The following is a 4310-nucleotide window of genomic DNA, read 5'->3' as shown; positions in this document are numbered from 1 at the left end:
GTCGCCGTCGGCCAGCGCGTCGAAGCGCACCAGCGCCATGGGGTGCACCTTGATCTGGTTGTTGACCACGAACTCCATGCGCGCCAGCCCCACCCCGTCGGCGGGCAGCCGCCACCAGCGGAAGGCCGCGGCCGGGTTGGCGAGGTTCAGCATCACGCGCGTGCGCGTGCGGGGAATGTCGCCCAGGTCGATGTCCTCGACTTCGAAATCGACGCTGCCCTCGTAGACGAAGCCCTCGTCGCCCTCGGCGCAGGAGACGGTCACCTCCTCCTGGTCGTGCAGCACCTGCGTGGCGTTGCCCGTGCCCACGACCGCCGGCAGCCCCAGCTCGCGGCTGACGATCGCCGCATGCGAGGTGCGCCCGCCATGGTCGGTGACGATCGCGGCCGCGCGTTTCATGATCGGCACCCAGTCGGGGTCGGTGGTGCCGGTCACCAGCACGGCGCCGTCGACGAAGCGCTCGATCTCGCGCGCGCTCTCGATGACGCAGACCTCACCGGCCACCACAGCATCGCCGATGCTCAGACCCGAGGTGACGAGCTTGCCCTTGTTGCCGATGCGGTAGGTCTTGAGCGCCCCGGCCCGGCGCCGCGACTGCACAGTCTCGGGCCGCGCCTGCACGATGAACAGCTCGCCGCTTTCGCCGTCCCTGGCCCACTCCATGTCCATCGCCTGGCCGTAATGGTCCTCGATCACGCAGGCCCAGCGGGCGAGCTTCAGGATATCCGCATCCTCCAGCACGAAGGCGGCGCGCTCGGCCTTCGAGGTGGGGACGTTCCGGATCGGGCGCCCGCCCCCCTGCCCGGCGCCTTTCCCGCCCGCCTTGGCGTAGATCATCTTCTGCGCCTTGGCGCCCAGCTTCTTCTCGATCACCGGGCTCAGCCCCGCCTCGGCCAGCAGCGGCTTGAACACCTCGTACTCGTCGGGGTCCACCGCGCCCTGCACCACGTTCTCGCCCAGCCCCCAGGCGGCGTCGATCACCACCACCTTGTCGAAGCCGGTCTCGGTGTCGATCGAGAACATTACCCCCGCCCCGCCGGCGTCCGAGCGCACCATGCTCTGCACGCCCACCGACAGCGCCACCTGCAGATGGTCGAACCCCTTGGCCTGCCGATAGCTGATCGCCCTGTCGGTGAACAGCGAGGCATAGCAGCGCCGGCAGGCCTCCATCAGCGCCCGCTCGCCGCGGATGTTGAGGAAGGTCTCCTGCTGGCCGGCGAAGCTGGCATCTGGCAGGTCCTCGGCGGTGGCGCTCGAGCGCACGGCCACGTCCGCCTCGTCCTTGCCCAGGCGCTCGCACAGCCTGGCATAGGCCGCCCGGATCGCGTCCGCCGTCTCGTCGGGCCACTCGCCCTTGAGGACGGCGCGGCGGATCGTGTCGCCGGCCTCCGCCAGCGCGATCTTGCCTGCCTCCAGCTCGGCCAGCGTCGCGCCGATCCTGTCGGTCAGCCCGTTCGCCTCGACGAAGCGCCAGTAGGCCGCGGCGGTGGTGGCGAAGCCCGGCGGCACCGCCACCCCCCTGGCGCCGAGGTGGCGCACCATCTCGCCCAGCGAGGCGTTCTTGCCGCCCACGCGGGGCACGTCGCCGCGGTTCAGATCCTCGAACCAGACGACTTCGGGGGATTGCTTTGCCATGCCGTTCTCCGCCTCTCAGGCGCCGGGCCCGGCCCGCAGGCGGAAGCTGGGCTCGAAGGCGCCGATCAGGTCCATCCAGTCCTCCATCAGCCGCGTGATGAGGAACCGCTCGCGCACGGTCTCGCGCGCCTTGGCGCCCAGCGTCCGGCGCAGCTTGGCATCCTTGAGCAGTCGCACGATCGCCTCGGCCGCCTCCTCCACGCTATCGACCAGAACGCCGTTCACCCCGTCCTCGATCTGGTGGCGGATGCCACCGACATTGCCGCCGATCACCGCGGCGCCCTTCCACATCGCCTCGGTCACGGTCAGGCCGAAGCCCTCGCGCAGCGACTTCTGCAGCACCACCGCGGCGCGGCGTTGCAGTGCGTTGACCAACGCGGAGTCCTGCACCGAGAGGATACGCACGCGCTCCTCGCCGCACTGGCACAGCGAATGGAAGATGTCCTGCCCCTCGGGGTCGTCGGTGGCGACGTTGCCCACCAGCACCAGGGTGGCGTCCACCTGCCTGCGCGCGATGCGGAAGGCGTCGATCACGCCCTGCGGGTCCTTCCACCGGTCGAAGCGCGAGACCTGCACCACCAGCGGCAGGTCGGTCGGGATGCCGTGGTGCTCCAGCCGCTCGTCCATCTCCGCCTCAGACAGCTCCTTGTTGGTGGTGGAGAAGGGATTGATCGCGGGCATGATGAAGCGCTGCGGCGGCGTGACCTTCTGCGCGTATTCCGGCAGCGAGACGACCATCGCGTCATAGCGCTCGACGAAGCCCGACAGATAGGCCCACAGCTGAGGGTCGGGCTGCGTCAGGTCGACATGGCAGCGCCACACCCAGGGCGCCTTCTTGCGGTAGTGCCGGATCAGCGGCAGCGGCTGCGGGTCGTGCACGATGACCAGGTCGTGGTCGAGATGGATGCGCGCCGCGTTCTCGTACACGACCTCCTCGTAGATGCCGCGCTTCAGCTCGCTCAGGTTGATCGGCTCGCCCTGAAGAGCGTTGTGCATCTTCTTGGTGACACTGAAGAAATCCGGTCGTCCCTGCAGCACCCGCCAGCCGCAACGGATGCCGGCGGCGTTCATCAGCAGGGTCAGCGAGGACAGGATCTCGGCCACCCCGCCGCCGTAATAGGTCGAGTTCACGTTGACGACGTGCATGTCGCGCAGCGCCGCGGCCTTGGCCAGCAGCCGCTCGGCGGCCGCCTCGCCGATCAGGGGCGCGTAGTCCTCGATCGCGGTCAGCCGAAACGGGATGGGGTCGTCGACGCCTGCCTCCATCCGCCTGCCCTTTCCTGCCATCTGTCTGCCGGTGCCCGCACGGGGACGGCGATGCGGCGATCATACAGGCCGCGGCCGGCGCCCGGATTGATGCGGGTCAAGCGCAGGCCGGTCTTGCGATGGCGCGCCGCGCACGCGCCGCCTGCCTGCGCGGCCGGCGGCAAATCCGGGGAGCGACCGACCGGCGGTGCCTCACTGACACCGGCCGCACCGATGGCAATTGTACCCGCAGCGCGCGGCCCTTGGACAGCACGCCGCGGCCCGCTATCGTGGCCGCGCAGGGAGGGCCGGCCCCGTGACCGTCGCTTTGATTTTCCTGGTCGTGCTGCTCGCGGTCGTGGTGCTGTTGAACCGGCGCCTGCTCGCCGCCCGCTTCGGCTGGCGCGTCAGCGCCTGCGACTGGAGCCGCCTGCACAAGCGCGACCGCGAGGGACGCAAGGCGTGGTACTGCCCCGCCTGCGGCCGCGAGGAGCTGGTCGAGGGGTCCGGCCCGCCGCCCGACTGCGGCCGCAAGGCCCCGTGAAGCGGGTTCAGCCCGGCGCGGCCGGCCGCGCCTGCGCCGCCCCGGCCAGCTCGCCGGCCAGCGCCCGGTCGATCAGCGCCACGGTCTCGGCAACGCCGTAGACCGCGACGAAGCCGCCGAAGCGCGGCCCCTGGCTGGCACCCAGCAGCACCTCGTAGAGCGCCCGGAACCAGTCGCGCAGCGGCTCGAAGCCGTGCTCGTTGCCCACCGCATAGACGATGGTCTGCAACGCCTCGGCGTCCTGTTCGCCTCCCTGTTCGCCCGCCTGTTCGCCCCCCTGCCCGCCCGCATGGGCGGCCAGCCGGTCGCGCAGGTCGGCCAGCGCCGCGCGCTCGCGCTCCTCGGGCAGCCGGTAGGCGCGGGTCGGCGCGATGTGGTCCTGGAAATAGCGCACGGCATGGCCCGCCGCGGCGTCGAGCTGCGGGTGCGTCTCGGGCCGCGCCTCGGGCGCATAGCGCCGCAGGAAGCCCCACAGCGCCTCCTTGTCCGTGGCCGAGGCCACCGCGGCGAGGTTCAAGAGCATGGCGAAGCTGACCACCATGTCCGAGCGGGGCGGGTTGCCGTCGTGCACGTGCCACACCGGGTTGGCCAGCCGCTTCTCCACGTCCTGCCCGGGATAGGCGCGCAGCTGCTGGTGGTACTCGTCCACCGCGCGCGGGATCACGTCCCAGTGCAGCCGCTTCGCTGCGCGCGGCTTCAGATACATGAAATAGCTCAGCGACTCCGTGCTGGCATAGGCCAGCCACTCCTCGATGGTCAGCCCGTTGCCCTTCGACTTCGAGATCTTCTGCCCCTCGCCGTCGAGGAACAGCTCGTACTGGAACGGCTCGGGCGCGCGCTCGCCCAGGCACCGGCAGATCTTCGCGCCCAGCTCGGCCGAGGGGAT

3 protein-coding genes and 1 pseudogene are annotated in these 4310 nt (G+C 70.6%); 1 reads left to right on the top strand and 3 read right to left on the bottom strand.

Annotated features, from left to right (window positions below):
* Both ppsA and AC32QD_RS16375 read right to left on the bottom strand, forming a co-directional pair.
* Window positions 1-1635, bottom strand: a 1635-nt coding sequence (gene ppsA, locus AC32QD_RS16380) for a phosphoenolpyruvate synthase (RefSeq protein ID WP_492011581.1), incomplete at its 3' end; no start/stop codon positions are given.
* 15 nt (window positions 1636-1650) lie between these two features.
* Complete coding sequence (locus AC32QD_RS16375) at window positions 1651-2901, bottom strand: glycosyltransferase (protein WP_492011580.1); 1251 nt, start codon at window positions 2899-2901, stop codon at window positions 1651-1653.
* A 295-nt stretch (window positions 2902-3196) separates the two neighbouring features.
* Here AC32QD_RS16375 and AC32QD_RS16370 point away from each other — a divergent pair, with 295 nt between their 5' ends.
* Entirely contained in the window at window positions 3197-3424 is a 228-nt protein-coding gene (locus AC32QD_RS16370) for a hypothetical protein (protein ID WP_492011579.1), read from the top strand.
* A gap of 7 nt (window positions 3425-3431) precedes the next feature.
* Here AC32QD_RS16370 and lysK read toward each other — a convergent pair.
* Window positions 3432-4310 (bottom strand): annotated as a pseudogene (gene lysK / locus AC32QD_RS16365) (lysine--tRNA ligase); the annotation flags it as partial.

The sequence above is a fragment of the Thermohalobaculum sp. genome, assembly GCF_058622915.1.
The sequence above is the reverse complement of the archived record's forward strand: the minus strand, read 5'-3'. Positions and strand labels throughout refer to the sequence as shown.

Bases quoted from the DNA above. Each gene is read 5' to 3' on its own strand.
- AC32QD_RS16375 (WP_492011580.1), bottom strand. From the start codon at position 2,901: ATGGAGGCAGGCGTCGACGACCCCATCCCGTTTCGGCTGACCGCGATC.